The organism is Saccharopolyspora sp. NPDC002578 (assembly GCF_053592695.1).
Genome location: NZ_JBSFWJ010000059.1, coordinates 1 through 14263 on the forward strand (window position 1 = coordinate 1; position 14263 = coordinate 14263).

Consider the following 14263-nt stretch of genomic DNA (forward strand, 5'->3'; position numbering starts at 1 on the left):
AACCTCAGCTGCTTCCTCGCTGCGGGATCTTTTTCCCAAGTGGCTCCGCCACGAGGGAAAAAGCTGTCCTCGCGAGGAAGCAGCTGAGAACCCGCGGCGGTGCCGGTTGATCTGGTGGTTGCTGCTCAGCGGCTTCGCCGCTGACAGGACACAGAGCATGAACGCTGCTCACCTTGTCGCGGTGAGGTCGGGGGCCGGCGGTTTCGAGCGAGGTTTCGGGGTCCGTGGTGCGTGGGTGCGCTGCGGGCCCCGCTTTGCGTCGGGGTGCCGCCGGTCGGTGGCGGGGGTGCGTTTCGGGGAGGACGATCCGTGTTCGTGCGGGGGGGTTGGGGACGGTGAGGTGCACTGTTGCGGGTCGGTTGGGCCGATGGGGTGTATTCCGTAACGACCGTCCGTGTCCGGCGACATGGTCATCGAGCCCGGTGAACGGCACCGGGCCCGGTGCGCCCCTGCCCGGGGGCGGAAATGAGAAGACGGACATGAGTACGCGGACCTTCCCGCAGTCGCCGACCGCCTCGTCGCACCTGCGGCCGGATCGGCGCCAGTGGACGTGGGTCATCGGTGGCGTCTTCGCCCTGCTGTTCGTGCTCGGCCTCGCGGCCTCGTGCGACCAGTCGCGGGAGGGCGAGTCGGCCCGGCCGGTGCCGACCGGGTCGGTCGAGCCCGCCGCGGTCGTGCTCGCCCCGGCGGTCGTCCCGGAGTCGACGCTGCCGCCCGCCGCGACCTACGAGGTGCGGGCGTCCGAACGGATCGCCGCCCCGGAACCCGCGCGGACGCGCGAGCCCGTGCACTACGAGGACTGCGCCTCGGACCCAGTCCACCGGGTGGATCACCGCTCCGAGCGCGACGGCGACGGTTGCGACGCCTGACCCAGTCCACCGGGTGGGATCACGTGCTCGGCGGAAGGTGCGCGTGTTCGCGGAGGGCGGCGAGCTGGGCGGTGAGTGCGAAGTCGAAGCGGGCGGCGAAGTCCGTGCCGGTGAACTCGCCGAGGATGCCGTGCAGCGCCGGGTACCGCCGCTCGTCGACCGCCTCCCGGAGCGCGGCGGGGCGGGGACCGGAGGGGGCTTGTTCCTCCTGCACCAGCCCGAGAGTGACGTAGAGCGAGGTCCACACCGCCCACGAGGCCTCGCGCACCGCGAGACCACCGCGCAGCAGCGTCGTGGCGAGCTCTTCGGCGAAGCGCAGCACGTGCGGTTCGAGCGCGTAGGTCCCGGTGACGAGCGCGGCGCCGTCGCGGTGCGCCAGCAGCACCCGCCGCAGCCGGTGGAACAGCTCGCGCACCCTCGGCTCCCACGGGCCGGGCAGGTCGTCGAAGCGGATCTCGCCGATCAGCGCGTCCGCCATCAGTTCCCGCAGCCGGGCTTTGCTCTTCACGTGCCAGAGCACGGTGTTCATCCGGACGCCGAGCCGATCGGCCACGGCCCGCAGGGTGACGGCGTCGAGCCCCTGCTCGTCGAGCACCCGCACCGCCTCGGCCACGACCGTGGCCGGTTCGAGCCTGCGCGGTTCGCCCATCGCCCCAGCTTAGGGAGACTCCGCGCCGCCGCCAGCGCTCGTGCGCCGGAGGCGCCGGTCACGACGTGCGGTGACCGGCGCCCGGCGGAGATCAGCCCTCCAGCTTGGCGCGGAGGAATTCGAGCGTCGCGCCCCACGCCTTCGCCCCCTGCACGGGGTCGTAGGTGCCCATGTGGTTCTCGTCGTTGAAGAACGCGTGCCCGGCCGGGTAGATCCGGAAGTCGGGGCGCGTTCCGGACTCGGATTCGATCCGGTCGGCCAGCGCCTCCACGGCGTCCGGCGGGGCCATCGAGTCCTGCTCGCCGAAGTGGCCGAGCAGCGGTGCGGTCAGGTTCTCGAAGCTCGGGTAGTCCTCGCCGAGCACGCCGTAGAACGGCACCGCGGCGCCGATCTTGTCGCCCTGCTGCGCGGCGAGCACCAGCACGAACCCGCCGCCCATGCAGAAGCCGACGGAACCGATCTTGCTGCTCGTCACGGCGTCGTGGGCCAGCAGGTAGTCCACCGCGCCGCCGAGATCGGTGGCGGCCTGGTTCACCGGGAGGTCCTGCATGAGCTGACCGGCCTCGTCGGAGTCGTGCGTGGTGCGCCCGCCGTAGAGGTCGGGGGCGAGCGCGACGAACCCTTCGGCGGCGAGCCGGTTGGTGACGTCGGCGATGTGGTCGGTCAGGCCCCACCATTCCTGGATCACGACGACGCCGGGGCCGCTTCCCGATTCCGGCAGCGCGAGGTAGCCGTGCGCGGTGCCCCCGTTGCTGGGGAAGGTCACGTTCTGCAGTGGGTTCTCAGCCATGCCCCGATTGCACCACTTCCCGGTGGTCCGGGGCAGCGGGTGGGGTGGGTGGCGTCAGAGTTCCCGCAACCGGGTCAGCACCACCCCCAGCGTCACCAGGTCGGGAGCACCGTCCGGGGGGAGCCGCGGCGGCGAGGTCGGCGGCGAGGTCGCCGCTGAACAGGTGGACCCAGGGCGATCCGATCCCGGCGTCGTGATCCGCTCGGTCGTCCGCGTACTCCGGCCCGGAGCTCATCGGTGCTCGTTCCGGGACCGGCGCAGCGCGCAGGCCGGGCAGCGGTTCCCCGTCCAGCCGGGCAGCACGGCGAGCACGCCGGGCGGGAACGTCTGCCCGCACAGCGAGGTGAGTTCCCTGCCGCGAGCCGCCGGATGCCGGATCTCGAACGCGTGGCTGATCAAGCCGGAGACGCCGAGCGCGGTGCTCCGGTAGCGGGCGAAGAAGATCACGGCTGCCACCTCGGTGCCGGGCGGCGCTCGTCGAGCGGCGGCGCGGTGCCCGTCCGGGTGCGGCAGTCGGGGCACACTCCCGGCGGCAGCAGGTACCCGGGCCACGCCGGTCGGATCTCGGCGCCGCACACGGCTCGCGTGGTGCACCCCGGCGACCACCGCCACCGCGCGGGCACCGCGTGTCCGACGGCGGCGTGCCTGCCGCCGATCCACTGCACTTCGGATGTTCGATCACTCATGGTCGCAGGATCGTCACCGAGGGTGCGTGGACTCCAGGTCAGCCGGGTGGTCATCATGGGTAACCGTGGGTCAACCCAACGAAAGCCTGCGGGAGGCGCGGTCGCGCACCGCGTCCCGGCGCGCGCCGGGCGAACCGATGTCCCGTTCCGAGCTCGCTTCGGCGGTGTCGTCGTGGTTGTGGCGGGAGACCGGCAAGCGCCACGACCTGGACCCGCACCTGCTGGCGAAGTGGGAGCGCGGCGCGGTGCGCCGACCTTCCGCGCCGTACCGGGCGGCGCTGCGGGCGGTGCTGGGCGCGTCGTCGGACGCGGAACTGGGGTTCCCGGAGACGCCGTCGGCCGCTGACGAGATCTCCGCCGAGGCTGCTTCGGATCCGACCGGGTCGGGCGCGGCGGAGAACGGGCCGCCCGCCGACGCGGACTTCGTGGCCTCCTTGCACGGCGCGATCGCGCAGTTCGTGCGGATGGACTCGCTGCTGGGCTCGGGCGAGGTGGTCGACGCCGTGGTGCGGCGTTTCCGGGACGCGCAGCGGGTTCTGGCTTCGGGGCGCTACCGGGTGGAGGTGGAGCGGGATCTGGAGGCGGCGACGGCGGAGCTGGGCGAGGTCGCGGGCTGGATGCTCATCGACGCGCAGCGCCACGACGAGGCGAGGCTGATCAACGCGGAAGCGCTGATGCTGGCGCAGATCGCCGGTGATACCTCGATGCAGTGGTTCATCCTGTCGAACCAGGCGTTGGCGGGCACGTACTCCGGGCGGCAGCGGGAGGCGCTGCGGATCTCCGAACGGTTCGGTGAGGAGTCGCGAGTTCCCGTTCGGGTGCGGGCGTTGTTCCGGCTCCGGCAGGCTCGTGCGCTCGGGCACCTCGGCGACGAGTCGGCGGCGCGCAGCGCGTTCGACCGCGCGCGTGCGACGTTCGGTGATGGTGTCAGCAACCGCGATCCCGCTTGGGCGTGGTGGTTCAACGCGCGGGAGCTAGACGGGCACGCCGGCAGCATGTTCGCCTCGTTGGGCAGGCATGTCGAAGCCTTGCCGCTGTTGAGCAGCGCGGTGGACCTGGCGTCCGGGCGGGAGAGCCAGCGGTGGGCGCTCTACATCCACCGGGCGTGCCTGCTCGATTCGGCGCTGGCGGCCGGTGATGTCGCGGAGGCCGAACGCGCTGCGATCGCAGTGGCGCCGATGCTCGGTCAAATGCACTCGGTCCGGACCGAGAACCGCCTCCGACGTGCCGTCTCCAGGGTGCCGGGGGAGGCGTTGCCCTCGACGTTGTCCGACGTGCTCGACCACATCCGCCACCGCCTCCCGCCGCGCTGAGCCGCTCCGCGCCGCGAGGTCTCAGATGTCGTCGACCACGTGCACCGCGTCGACCGCGTAGAGGTGCGGCTCGTAGGACTCGGCCACTTCCGCGGCGGCCTGCATGTGCGGCTGCGCGACGGGGTTGGCGAGCATGGCCTGGAACGCGTCCGCGTCGCTCCACTGGGCGTAGTTGACGACCTTGGTGCCGTCGGTGCTGGCGTGGATGTTGGCGGACACGAAGCCGGGCAGCGTGATCATGACCTCTTCCGTCGCGCGGTTGAGCAGGTCGACGAGTTCGCGCTGGCGCTCCGGGCGCACGGTGAAGACGTTGATCAGGGTCGCCAGCGGCGCGTTCTGCTCGATGGTGCTCGGCATCTCTCGGATCCTCTCGATATGTCAGGTTCCTGACATCACACAGTCTGTGTCAGGATCCTTACGTGAGTCAACAGGGACACACCGAGCATCGGCCCGGATACCTCGTCAAGCGCGTCCAGCAGATGCTGCGGCACGAATCCGAGCGCGAACTGCGCGGCGTCGGCGTCACGATCGCGCAGTACGCGGTGCTCAACGCCCTCCACGAACATCCGGGCGCGTCCTCGGCGGAGCTGGCGCGGTTCTGCTTCGTCACCCGGCAGTCGCTGCAGGACGTGCTCGCGGGCCTGCGCGGCGGCGGGCTCGTGGAGGTCGCCGACCGTCCCGCGAGCGGGCGGGCGAAACCGGCTCGGCTGACGCCGCTCGGCGAACAGCGGCTGGTTCGGGCGGCCGAGGTGATGACCGCGGCGGAGGAGCGGATGCTGGCCGGGTTCGACGCGGCGGAACGCCTCCAGCTGGCGGGCCTGCTGATCCGGTGCACCGACAACCTCGCCGACTGAGCCCGCGCCCCCCGACCGCGACGAACGACCTGGACACTGTGCTGCGATGACCGACTTCTCCTCCCTCCCGCTGCCGGACCTGCCGGTGCGTCCGGTGCTCGGCGAGGTCGCCGACGCCCTCGCCGAACACGGCACCACCGTGCTGGTCGCTCCGCCCGGCACCGGGAAGACGACGCTGGTGCCGCTGGCGCTGGCGCAACGCGGACTGCGCGTGGTGGTGGCCGAGCCGCGGCGGCTGGCGACCCGCGCGGCCGCCCGCCGGATGGCGCAGCTGGTGGGGGAGGACGTCGGCGAGCGCGTGGGGTACTCGGTGCGCGGGGAGCGCGTGCGTGGGCCGCGCACCGTCGTCGAAGTCGTCACCTCGGGCCTGCTGGTGCGGCGGTTGCAGGCGGATCCGGAGCTGTCCGGGGTCGACGTGGTGGTGCTCGACGAGTGCCACGAACGCCACCTCGACGCGGACCTGCTGCTGGCGCTGCTGCTCGACGCGCGCGACGGGCTGCGCCCGGACCTGCGGCTGCTGGCGACCTCCGCGACGATCGCCGCCACCCGCGCGGCGGAAGTGCTGGGCGGCGCCCCGGTGCTGCACGCGCAGGCGCGCACCTACCCGGTGGAGCACCGCTACCTGCCGCCGAACCGGGGCGAACGGATCGAGGCGTGCGTGGCGCGGGCGGTGCGGACCGCGCTCGACGAGCAGGACGGCGACGTGCTCACCTTCCTGCCCGGCGCGGGCGAGATCCGCCGCGTCGCCGCCGCGCTCGCCGGACTGTCTGATGTGGACGTGCTCCCGCTGCACGGCAGGCTTCCGCACGCCGAGCAGGATTCCGCGCTGCGCGAGGGGAAGCGGCGCAAGGTGGTGCTCGCGACGGCCGTCGCGGAGTCGAGCCTGACGGTGCCGGGCGTGCGCGCGGTCGTCGACTCCGGGATGTCCCGTGTGTCCAGAGTGGATACGAGGCGTGGGCTCGCAGGACTGGCGACGGTGCGCGTGTCGCAGGCGGGTGCCGAGCAGCGCGCCGGCCGCGCCGGGCGGCAAGGGCCGGGCATCGCCTACCGGTGCTGGCCGGAGCACGAGCACAGCACGTTGCCCGCGTTCGCCGAGCCGGAGATCCGCACCGCCGAACTCACCCGCCTCGCGCTGGAGCTGGCCTGCTGGGGAACTCCGGACGGTTCCGCGCTGACCTGGTGGGACGAGCCGCCGACGGGTCCGCTCGCCGCCGGGCACGAGGTGCTGCGCGGACTCGGCGCGCTCGACCCCGACGGCGCGGTGACCGGCAGAGGCCGGCGGATGGCCGAGCTCGGGCTGCACCCGAGGCTGGCGCGAGCACTGCTCGACGGCACCGAACGGGCCGGGGCACGGGCGGCGAGCGAGGTCGTGGCACTGCTCGACGACGACACGGTGACCTCCGAGTCCGATGTGGACTCCGCGTTGGCGCGGCTGCGCCGCGGCGGGCCCGGCACCGACCGGTGGCGGCGGGAATCGCGCAGGCTGGCCGGGCGCGCGGAGAAGCCGACGCGGCAGGGCAGGGCGGACGCGGCCGAGATCGTGGCGCTCGCCTTCCCGGAGCGCGTCGCCCGCCGCCGGGCTGCGGACTCCCCGATCTACCTGATGGCGTCGGGCACGGCCGTCGAAGTGCCCACCGGATCGCCGCTGCGGCACGCCGAGTGGCTCGCGGTGGCGGTCGCCGACCGCAGCCCCGGCGCCGCGCACGGCACGGTGCGGCTCGCCGCCCCCGCCGACGAGGGCTTGGCTCGACGAGTGGCGGCTCCGCTGCTCAGCGCGCGCGACGAGGTCCGGTGGTCCGGCGGCGACGTGCGGGCGGTGCGCGAAGAGCGGATCGGCGCGATCACCGTGGACAGCAGGCCGCTGCGCGAACCCGACCCGGCGCTGGTGCGGGCTGCGCTGCTCGACGGGCTCCGCGTCGACGGACTGGAGCTGGTGCGCTGGAGCCAGGACGCCGTCCGGCTGCGCGACCGCATCGGATTCCTGCACTCCGTGCTCGGCGAACCGTGGCCCGCCGTCGACGACGACTCGCTGCTGTCCGATGTGGACTCCTGGCTGGAGCCGGAGCTGTCCCGCGCCCGGAAGCGGGCCGACCTCACGCGGATCTCCGCTGCGGGCGGGCTGCGGAGGCTGATCCCGTGGTCGCAGGCGGCCCGGTTCGACGAGCTCGCGCCGGAGAGCGTCGAGGTGCCTTCCGGGTCCCGGATCAAGATCGACTACTCGGGTGATCGGCCGGTGCTGCCGGTGAAGGTGCAGGAGGTCTTCGGCTGGCGCCAGGTCCCGATGCTCGCCGGCGGCCGAATCCCCCTGGTGCTGCACCTGCTCTCACCCGCCGGACGCCCGGCGGCGGTCACCTCCGACCTGGAGTCCTTCTGGGCCACCGGCTACCCGCAGGTCCGCGCCGACCTGCGCGGCAGGTACCCGAAGCACCCCTGGCCCACCGACCCCACCACGGCACTTCCCACGCGGAAGACCCGCCGTTGATCGTCTGCGTAGGGGGCGGGTGGCGGAACCTCAGGTGCTTCCTCGCTGCGGGATCTTTTTCCCAAGTGGCTCCGCCACGAGGGAAAAAGCTGTCCTCGCGAGGAAGCACCTGAGAACCCGCGGCGGTGCCGGTTGCTCTGGTGGTCACTGCTCAGCGGCTTCGCCGCTGACAAGACAACGACCACGAAGGCGCTCACTTGGAGAATGCAAGATCAAAGAGAAGTGGTCAGCGGCTTTGGTTCTGTTCAGTTGAAGGTGAGGGCGATGAGGTCGGTGGCTCGGAGGTCGGGGAGCGTCCAGGTCACGCCTGCCAGGGCGCAGCCGATGCGGGCCAGGGCGAAGGTGTCCGGTTCGCCGGGGGCCAGGTCGTCCTCGTCGGAGATGCCCGCCGCCGCGATGGCCGCCCGGACGTCGGCTCGGGGCTGCGGATCGCGGAGGTCCAGGTCGTCGGAGTCCGTGCTGAAGACGAGCTCGCCGTCGATCGCGTACCCGATGGCTACCGGAGGGCCGGTGAAGTTCGTCCGGATCGTCACCGCGGGTCCGCCGGCGGCGGACAGGACCGCGCTCGGCTCCTGCACGGCCGGTCTCGGCCTGCCCGCCATCGCCTCGAGACCGGACCAGTCGCCGCCGGCCGCCGCGTCCACCGCGCGGGCGCGCTCCAGGTCGCCGACCTCGCTGGTCGCGCCGGCGTCGTCGAACACCAGCGTCCAGCCGTGGACCCGGCCCGCCAGCAGCACCGCGACGCAGTCGGGGTCGCCGAGGGCCGCGCGCGGCAACGAGGTGTGCTCGTCGGTGGACTGCGCGGGCAACGTGCACGGCACGGCGGAACCGGCGTCGAGGCCGAGCAGCTCCAGCGCCGCGCGCGGTGCGACGTCGCGCACCAGGTGCGCGGTGGAGTGGCCGATCACGTCCAGTTCGGACAGCCAGATCGGGCGATCATCGGCGTCCAGGGTTCCAGGTGGAAAACCAGGTGTGGGCAAGACATCTCCTCGGAGTGGGGAAGGGCGGGCCGACGGGCGAGCTCAGCCGAACGGCAGCATCACCAGGTCGGCGCCGCGGACGTCCGCCGACGTCCAGGAGGTGATCCCCGCGAGCGCGCAGCCCATGCGGATGACCGCCTCCGGGTCGCGCTCACCCGGATCGAGGTAGTCCTGCTCGACGATCCCGGCGGCCTCGACGGCGTCCTTGAGCCTGCCCTCCAGCTCGGGCGCGATCCCGTCGAGGTCGTCGGAGTTCGTCCACAGCACCTCTTCGCCGTGCTCGGCGAACACGAGGCCGCAGCTCGGCCCGCTGAAGTTGTTCGCCAGGGTCAACGCCGACCCGCCGGTCCGGGACAGCGCCACGGCGGGATCCACCAAGGCGCCGTCGACGCCCGAGACCTCGGAGGTCATGCCCGCGTCGTCGAGGACGAAGGTCCAGCCGCCGATCCGTCCGGCCAGCAGCACCGCGCTGCACTCGACGTCGCCGAGCGCGGTGCGCGGCAGCGAGGTGTGCTCGTCGGAGCGCTCCGGCGGCAAGGTGCACGGCCGCACGTGCCGGAGCTTCGCCCCCAGCACCTCCAGCGCTTCGAGCGGCTGCAGGTCGCGCACCAGGTGCACGAGCTGGTGCGGGTCCTCCGCGCCGAGATCGGAGATCCATGCGGGGCCGCCTTCGGAATCCAGGGTGTCCGCGGGGAACGTCGGTGCTGTCATCGGTGGTCCTCGTCAAGCGTCGATCTTGTGATGGCGACACTCTGCACCAGACCCCCGACAACGAGCCCCGCGAGCACCCGGGTCGTCCGTTCGGTGGAACCGGCGGGCTGCGCGATGAGTTCCCGCGCACCGAGCGGTCGAACTCGTGGAACGGACGATTCGAGGAGGACGACGATGAGCTTGCCCGAGGTCGTGTCGCGGGAGGAATGGCTCGCCGCGCGCAAGGAACTGCTGGCGAGGGAGAAGGCGGCGACGAAGGCGCGGGACGCGCTCAACGCGGACCGGCGGCGGTTGCCGATGGTCCGCATCGACGAGGACTACCGGTTCGACGGCCCGGACGGGACGGCCACCTTGCTCGACCTGTTCGGCGGGCGCCGCCAGCTGCTGATCTACCACTTCATGTTCGACCCGAGCTGGGACGCGGGCTGCCCGAGCTGCTCGGGGTTCGTCGACCAGTTCGGCGACCTCACGCACCTGCGCGCGCGGGACACCTCGCTGGTCGTGGTCTCGCGGGCGCCGCTGGACAAGATCGAACCGTTCAAGGAGCGGATGGGCTGGACGTTCCCGTGGTACTCCTCCGGCGGCGGCCGGTTCAACCACGACTTCCACGTCACCCACGACGAATCGGTGTCGCCGATCGAGTACAACTACCGCACCAGGGCGGAGCTGGAGCGGGCCGGGGTCGGCTACTACGTCGAAGGCTCCGAGCCGTTCGAGCTGCCCGGCCTGAGCGTGTTCCTGCGTGACGGGGACGCCGTGTTCCACACCTACTCCACGTACGCGCGCGGCCTCGACGGCCTCGGCAGCACCACGAGCCTGCTCGACCTCACCGCGCTGGGCAGGCAGGAGGAGTGGGAGGAACCGAAGGGCCGGGCGAGTGCCGTCGGCGCTCCGGCGGGCAGCGACAAGGTCCGCTACCACGACGAGTACTGATCACCGGCGGCGCAGCGGGGTCGGGCGATGACCGCGGGTCCGCCCGCATCGGGTGGTTCACATGTTTCTTGACAACGATCAACGCAGGCTGAAAGGTTGTCGCGACGTTCCACTGCGACGGTGTGCAGGAAGCCGGTGAGGAATCCGGCGCGGTCCCGCCACTGTGAATGGGGAGCCGCGTCCACTGGGGCCACTGCCGGGAAACCGGTGGGAAGGCGGGGCGCGGCGCTGATCCATGAGCCAGGAGACTGGCACCGTCGTACCGATTCGCACGGGGTCGCGGAGCCCCGAGGAGGTACGAAGTGCACCCGAACTCGTTGTACGCGCCGGATTCCGGTCGGTCCCCCGAGTCCTGCCGCGCCGCGTGAGCGGCGTGCTCGGCCGCAGGCGGCTGCTCGCGGGTGTCGCGGGAGCGTTCGCCGCGGTGCCCCTGGTGTCCTGTTCCGGCGGTTCCGGGTCGAGCCCGGGGCGGCTGCGGGTGGCGTTCCCCGCGGGCGGGGCGACCGAATCCCTGGACCCGCACACCGGCTCGCTGTTCGTCGACCAGGCGAGGGCGAAAGCGCTGTTCGACACGCTCGTCGGCTACGCCGACGACATGAGCGTGGTGCCCCGCCTCGCCGAGTGGTGGCAGCCTGATCCGACCGGCACCCGCTGGCGGATCCGGCTGCGCCCGGCGAAGTTCCACGACGGACGCCCGGTGACCGCCGAAGACGTGCTCTACACGTACCGGCGCATCGCCGACGACTCCACCGCGGCGCAGGCGAGCGCGCACTTCGGAGACGTGGACTTCGCGGCCAGCACGGCGATCTCGGCCACCGAACTGGAACTGGTGCTCGGCGCGCCGAACTTCGAGTTCCCCGCCGCGTGGGGCGCCCCCGCCACCGAGATCGTGCCCGCCGGAACGACCGACTTCACCGCCCCCGTCGGCTCCGGACCGTTCCGCTTCGTGTCCTTCGAACCCGGCAAACCCGCCGTGTTCGCGCGGTTCGACGACCACTGGTCCGGCCCGGCCACCCCGGCCGAGCTGGAGTTCGTGCCGATGGAGGAGGAGAGCGCGCGGGTCAACGCGCTGCTGTCCGGTCAGGTCGACTACGCCCACGACGTCAGCGCGAACTCGGTGCGACTGCTGGAGCAGGGCGGCCGGGCGCGCGTGCACTCCGCGCCGTTCGGCACCATGCAGTCGCTGCTGCTCAAGGTCGACCGGCCCCCGTTCTCCGACCCCAGGCTGGTGCGCGCGGTGCGGGCGGGGCTGGACCGCCGAGCGCTGCTCGACATCGCGCTCAGCGGCCAGGGACGGATCGGCAACGACCTGTTCGGCGCCGGTCTGCGGTTCTACCCGGCGGGCCTGCCCGAACCCGTCCGCGACCCGGAGCTCGCCCGGTCGCTGCTGCGGGAGGCCCGCGCCGACGGGCTCGGCTGGGAGTTGCAGACCAGCTCCGTCGACCCGTACTTCGAGTCGGCGGCGAGCCTCATCTCCCAGCAGCTGGGCGACATCGGGATGCGCGTGACGCCGCGGGTCGGGCCGTCGGAAACGTACTTCTCCGACATCAAGGAGCACGGCGTGGCCTCCCTGAGCAGGACCGCCGCGTTGCCGGTGCCGACGTTCCTCGGCCAGCGCATGACCTCCGACGCGGGCGGCAACAACTACACCGGCTACCGCTCCGCCGAATTCGACGCGCTGCACGCCGAAGCTCTGTCCACAGCCGACGAACATCGGCGGGCGGCCCTGCTGGCGCGGGCGCAGCGGTTGTCGCGGGAGCACAGCGGCATGGTGGTGTGGGGCTTCAGCGGCTGGAACGTCGCCACCTCCGACCAGGTGTCCGGCGTGCGCGGAGCACCACCGAACTCCCTGGACTGGGCCCGGTTCGACCGGGTGAGCGTGGGGTGATCGCGCTCGCTCCGCGGCTGCGCGGGGCGGCCCCCGGTGCTCGGGTGCTCGGCGCGGTGCTGTCCCGGATCGGCGTCGCGGTGGCGCAGATCGCGCTGGTCGCCGTCGGCGTGTTCGCGCTCACCGCGCTGCTGCCCGGCGACACCGCCGAAGTCGTCCTCGGCGAGCACGCCGACACCGGGCAGGTCGACGCGCTGCGGCGGCGCCTCGGCCTGGACGAGCCGCTGGGCACCCGATTCCTGGACTGGGCGGCGGGAATCCTGCACGGCGACCTCGGCACCTCGCTGCGCACCGGGCGCCCGGTTGTCGACGAGATCGCGGGCAACGCCGCGACGACGGTGCTGCTGGCGGTGCTGACCCTGCTGATCGTGCTGCCGCTGGCGCTGTGGCTGGGCGCGCGCAGCGGACTGCGCGCCGGATCCCGGTTCGACCGCTCGGTGAACTTCGCGGTGGTGCTGCTGAACTCGGTGCCCGAGTTCGCGCTGGCGCTGCTGCTGGTGGGCGTGTTCTCGGTGCAGGCGGGCTGGTTGCCCGCGACGGCCGCCGGGTTGTCCGGCTGGTCGTTGGCGGCCGAACCCGCGGTGCTGGTGCTGCCGGTGGCGGTCCTGGTGGCCAAGCAGCTGTCCGCGCTGGCCAGGCAGGTCCGCGCCGGCGTGGTGGTCGCGAACTCCGCGGAGTTCGCGACGCACGCGCGACGCGCCGGGCTCGGTGCGCGCGCGGTGGTGCTGCGCCACGTGCTGCCGAACGCGATCGGCCCGGTGCTGCAACAACTCGGGCGCACCGTGGACGGGCTGCTCGGCGGCGTGGTCGTGGTGGAGGCGCTGTTCGCCCTCGACGGGCTCGGGTCCGGGTTCGTCGAGGCGGTGCGCGCCCGGGACCTGCCCGCGGTGCAGGGCTACGCGCTGCTGTTCGCCGCGGTCACGATCGGCGTCAACGCGGTCGTCGACCTGGCGGCGCGCCGGTTCCGGGCGGGCGCGCGATGAGCCGCGTCCTCGGCTGGGTGCTGCTCGGCGTGCCGCTCATGGCGGCGCTGGCCGGACCGCTGCTGACCGGGCCGGTGAACGCGGCGAGCGTCCCGCTGCTGCCGCCCGGCGGCGCGCACCCGCTCGGCACCGACGTGCTCGGCCGGGACGTGCTCGCCCTGGCGCTGCACGGCGGCGGATCGGTGCTGGCGCTGGCCGGGGGAGCGCTCGCGCTGTCCTACCTGGCGGGGGTGCCGCTGGCGCTGGCCGCGGTGGGCCAGCCGTACCGGTGGCTCGACCGGTGGCTCACCCGCGGCCTGGACCTGGTGCTGGCACTGCCCGGACTGCTGGTGCTGATGGTGCTGGCCGCCACCGGTACCCGGACGGCGGGCGCGCTCGTCGTCGCGGTGGCGCTGCTGCAACTGCCCGCCGTGGTGCGGATCGTGCGCGGTGCGGCGCTCGACGCGGGCCGGCGCGGCGCAGTGGAAGCGATGGCGCTGCAAGGGGAATCGTGGTGGCGCATCCACTTCGGCTACATCGGCCGCGGGGTGCTCGCGCCCGTCGCCGTGGACGCGGGCGGCAGGTTGAGCCTGGTGCTGTACCTCGTCGCCTCGGCGAACTTCCTCGGCCTGGGCCTCGATCCCGCCACCGCCGACTGGGCGGTGCTGGTGGAGCGCAACCAGGAGGCGCTGTTCCTGCAGCCGTGCGCGGTCCTCGTCCCGGCGGGCCTGCTGGTCGCCCTCTGCACCGGCATCAACCTCACCGTCGACCACCACCTGGTGACCGGCCGCGGCCCCAGCTGACCCCGGCCCCAGCCGTCACGTTGTGGACGATTCCCGCAATTTCGCGAGAAGTTGAACCACCCGAACGAGGCGAAACCCCCGCTCCGAGCCCATCGTGCCCCCGCTGATCTGCCGGAACGGTTGTCCACAGGGGATGTCGGACACGCCGGAGACCGTTGATTCCTCGCGAAATCGCGGGCGCCGGCCCGGCACGTCCGGGGTGGGGCCTTCGGCTCCGGCCCGAAGAGCGGGGCCGCGCACCAGGGCCGAGGTGCGCGCGGTTGCCCCCGATGGAGTGGGCGGCGCCGCCGTCCACCGCAGTGCCGTCGCGGCGGTCGGAGCAATTCGCCCCGGAGGACCTTGA

At 72.8% G+C, this 14263-nt stretch carries 15 protein-coding genes and 1 riboswitch; of the genes, 8 read left to right on the forward strand and 7 right to left on the reverse strand.

Annotation, left to right across the window (positions count from 1 at the left end):
* Window positions 1–479: 479 nt before the first annotated feature.
* Window positions 480–869, forward strand: coding sequence for a hypothetical protein (locus ACWD38_RS23075; RefSeq protein ID WP_450124887.1), 390 nt, complete (start codon window positions 480–482; stop codon window positions 867–869).
* Between the two features lie 19 nt (window positions 870–888).
* On the opposite strand, the gene ACWD38_RS23080 is transcribed toward ACWD38_RS23075, so the two are convergent.
* The 4 genes from ACWD38_RS23080 to ACWD38_RS23095 form a co-directional block, all read right to left on the reverse strand.
* On the reverse strand, window positions 889–1518 hold the full coding sequence (locus ACWD38_RS23080; RefSeq protein WP_184478676.1) for a TetR/AcrR family transcriptional regulator C-terminal domain-containing protein: 630 nt from the start codon (window positions 1516–1518) through the stop codon (window positions 889–891).
* A gap of 91 nt (window positions 1519–1609) precedes the next feature.
* A complete protein-coding gene (locus ACWD38_RS23085; protein ID WP_450124888.1) occupies window positions 1610–2308 on the reverse strand; it encodes a dienelactone hydrolase family protein in 699 nt (232 codons plus the stop codon).
* A gap of 231 nt (window positions 2309–2539) precedes the next feature.
* The gene (locus tag ACWD38_RS23090) at window positions 2540–2755 is read right to left on the reverse strand and encodes a hypothetical protein (protein ID WP_184478679.1); all 216 of its coding nucleotides are present in this window, start codon (window positions 2753–2755) and stop codon (window positions 2540–2542) included.
* On the reverse strand, window positions 2752–2994 hold the full coding sequence (locus ACWD38_RS23095; protein WP_450124889.1) for a hypothetical protein: 243 nt from the start codon (window positions 2992–2994) through the stop codon (window positions 2752–2754). Before ACWD38_RS23095 ends, ACWD38_RS23090 begins: the two co-directional genes overlap by 4 nt.
* Before the next feature lie 65 nt (window positions 2995–3059).
* Here ACWD38_RS23095 and ACWD38_RS23100 point away from each other — a divergent pair, with 65 nt between their 5' ends.
* On the forward strand, window positions 3060–4307 hold the full coding sequence (locus ACWD38_RS23100; protein ID WP_450124890.1) for a hypothetical protein: 1248 nt from the start codon (window positions 3060–3062) through the stop codon (window positions 4305–4307).
* A 21-nt stretch (window positions 4308–4328) separates the two neighbouring features.
* On the opposite strand, the gene ACWD38_RS23105 is transcribed toward ACWD38_RS23100, so the two are convergent.
* Window positions 4329–4664 (reverse strand): antibiotic biosynthesis monooxygenase family protein, encoded by a 336-nt coding sequence (locus ACWD38_RS23105; protein WP_184478682.1) that lies wholly within the window; start codon window positions 4662–4664, stop codon window positions 4329–4331.
* Window positions 4665–4726: 62 nt separating this feature from the next.
* On the opposite strand from ACWD38_RS23105, the gene ACWD38_RS23110 reads away from it, so the two are divergent.
* Together ACWD38_RS23110 and hrpB are read left to right on the forward strand one after the other, a co-directional pair.
* The gene (locus ACWD38_RS23110) at window positions 4727–5161 is read left to right on the forward strand and encodes a MarR family winged helix-turn-helix transcriptional regulator (RefSeq protein ID WP_343071320.1); all 435 of its coding nucleotides are present in this window, start codon (window positions 4727–4729) and stop codon (window positions 5159–5161) included.
* A 46-nt stretch (window positions 5162–5207) separates the two neighbouring features.
* Window positions 5208–7643: an ATP-dependent helicase HrpB gene (gene hrpB, locus ACWD38_RS23115; RefSeq protein WP_450124891.1), complete on the forward strand. Its 2436-nt coding sequence runs from the start codon at window positions 5208–5210 to the stop codon at window positions 7641–7643.
* A 245-nt stretch (window positions 7644–7888) separates the two neighbouring features.
* Here the strand turns inward: hrpB and ACWD38_RS23120 are convergent, their stop codons facing one another.
* Both ACWD38_RS23120 and ACWD38_RS23125 read right to left on the reverse strand, forming a co-directional pair.
* Window positions 7889–8623, reverse strand: coding sequence for a hypothetical protein (locus tag ACWD38_RS23120; protein WP_184478684.1), 735 nt, complete (start codon window positions 8621–8623; stop codon window positions 7889–7891).
* Window positions 8624–8665: 42 nt separating this feature from the next.
* On the reverse strand, window positions 8666–9334 hold the full coding sequence (locus ACWD38_RS23125; protein ID WP_184478685.1) for a hypothetical protein: 669 nt from the start codon (window positions 9332–9334) through the stop codon (window positions 8666–8668).
* Between the two features lie 174 nt (window positions 9335–9508).
* On the opposite strand from ACWD38_RS23125, the gene ACWD38_RS23130 reads away from it, so the two are divergent.
* From ACWD38_RS23130 to ACWD38_RS23145, 4 genes are all read left to right on the forward strand, one after another.
* Window positions 9509–10267 carry a DUF899 domain-containing protein gene (locus tag ACWD38_RS23130; protein WP_184478686.1) on the forward strand — a complete coding sequence of 253 codons (759 nt, stop codon included), beginning with the start codon at window positions 9509–9511 and terminating at the stop codon, window positions 10265–10267.
* Between the two features lie 79 nt (window positions 10268–10346).
* Window positions 10347–10538: riboswitch (cobalamin riboswitch) on the forward strand.
* A 93-nt stretch (window positions 10539–10631) separates the two neighbouring features.
* Complete coding sequence (locus ACWD38_RS23135) at window positions 10632–12155, forward strand: ABC transporter substrate-binding protein (protein ID WP_343071321.1); 1524 nt, start codon at window positions 10632–10634, stop codon at window positions 12153–12155.
* The gene (locus ACWD38_RS23140; RefSeq protein ID WP_343071322.1) at window positions 12152–13138 is read left to right on the forward strand and encodes an ABC transporter permease; all 987 of its coding nucleotides are present in this window, start codon (window positions 12152–12154) and stop codon (window positions 13136–13138) included. Before ACWD38_RS23135 ends, ACWD38_RS23140 begins: the two co-directional genes overlap by 4 nt.
* Complete coding sequence (locus ACWD38_RS23145; RefSeq protein ID WP_450124892.1) at window positions 13135–13920, forward strand: ABC transporter permease; 786 nt, start codon at window positions 13135–13137, stop codon at window positions 13918–13920. The genes ACWD38_RS23140 and ACWD38_RS23145 overlap by 4 nt, the downstream gene beginning before the upstream one ends.
* Window positions 13921–14263 lie beyond the last annotated feature (343 nt).